Source organism: Metabacillus lacus (genome assembly GCF_009674805.1).
Classification (GTDB): domain Bacteria; phylum Bacillota; class Bacilli; order Bacillales; family Bacillaceae; genus Metabacillus_C; species Metabacillus_C lacus.
This window is the reverse complement of sequence record NZ_WKKI01000104.1, coordinates 1-1,524: the sequence shown is the minus strand read 5'-3', so window position 1 is coordinate 1,524 and position 1,524 is coordinate 1. Positions and strand designations below refer to the sequence as shown.

Annotated in this window: 2 protein-coding genes; both read left to right on the top strand. The window is 35.6% G+C overall.

Going from position 1 to position 1,524, the window contains the following annotated elements; translation table 11 throughout:
* On the top strand, positions 1-651 hold a 651-nt coding region (locus GJU40_RS20420), incomplete at its 5' end, for a DUF1672 family protein (RefSeq protein WP_154309888.1).
* A 433-nt stretch (positions 652-1,084) separates the two neighbouring features.
* Positions 1,085-1,524: DUF1672 family protein (locus GJU40_RS20415; RefSeq protein WP_212029923.1), on the top strand; the 440-nt coding region annotated here is incomplete at its 3' end.

The window sequence follows — 1,524 nt, the reverse complement described above, 5'->3', positions numbered from 1 at the left end:
ATTGTACACAATGCAGTGGGGGCAAAGCATGGAATTATGGTGTTTGTGGAATCTCCTAATGAGCCTAGATTTCATACATTTGCGATGATGCCGGTCAATGCAAATGAAGGGGAAATATTCCCTGAGGATATTTGGACTGTAGAACATGAAGTAGAACGAGCTCTTTTTGGTGGACTGTTGGCAATGATGATGGAAGAAGAACTTAAAGAGCTTGATGAGTACTTTCAGGAGTTAACAGAGAACTATCCTGTTGTCGGAATCCGACAAGAAGCAGTGAATAATGTAAAAAAAACAGGTTATACAACTTCATTTTACTTTATTTCGCATTTGTTTGTTAAGAAAGAGTACCAACCGATTAACGAGCTTTACTTTAATAAACCGAAGATTAGTAAGAAGGGCTTAAAAGAACAATTTAATGTAAGGGAGTACGAACCTGAAAGTTTCAGATTTGCTATTAATTTATATATGAAAGAACCTAATGTAGAGCCAGATGAAGAGATATTACAACAAATCGTTACAGATATTGAAACTAGAGAGGGATTTCCTAGAGGAAGCTATGAGATTGCGTTGAATGATAACAAAATAAATAAATACACAGGTATAGGGGATAAAGATAACACATTGTTAATTCGAAATATAGTAAGACAATAGGAGGAGACTCATGGATAATTTGGTTGTGCCAAAAATTAATAAAGATAGTACTACGGATCAAGAACTTGTTGAATTGGCCGGTCTTCATGCTTATATATGCTAAGAGATAGACACACGATAAAATAGATGCAAATTTTAAATTACAATAGGGGCCATTATCAAAACAAATAAATACTAAAATAAACTAGGAAAAAAGTTTGGAATAATTTCGAAATTCCTATGCACCTAAAGGCCTGTTTTAGGATTTTTGGATATTAATGTATATAAAATACTCCAATTATTTTCTGTTTTCCGCTAAACTAATGATTAGAGAGTAGAGAGTTCTGACTATTTCAAGTCAGATATTAATCAGGAGGATATAAAGATGAGATCCCATTTTTATTTAACTTCAATAATTTTTGCAGCATTATTTTTGATAGGAGGATGTGGAGTCATGGGAGGAATTTCTGAAACGCCGGAGGAGAGGCATGCAAGGGAAGCGTATGTGAGTGTAAATGACTATGTGGGAGAAGGGTACGATCTGCCTGGTGGCCAGAAAAATGACCCAATTGCGAAGGAAAAGTTTAAAGAAATCGCAGCGGCTACAGAGCAATTTTTTCTTGATAAATATAAAACAGAAGTGATTGTACATAATGCAGTGGGGGCAAAGCATGGAATTATGGTGTTTGTGGAATCTCCTAATGAGCCTAGATTTCATACATTTGCGATGATGCCGGTCAATGCAAAGGAAGAGAAAATATTCCCCGAAGATATTTGGACGGTAGAAAATGAAGTAGAACGAGCCCTGTTTGGTGGACTGTTGGCAATGATGATGGAAGAAGAACTTAAAGTGCTTGATGAATATTTTAAAGAGTTAACAGAGAACTATCCTGT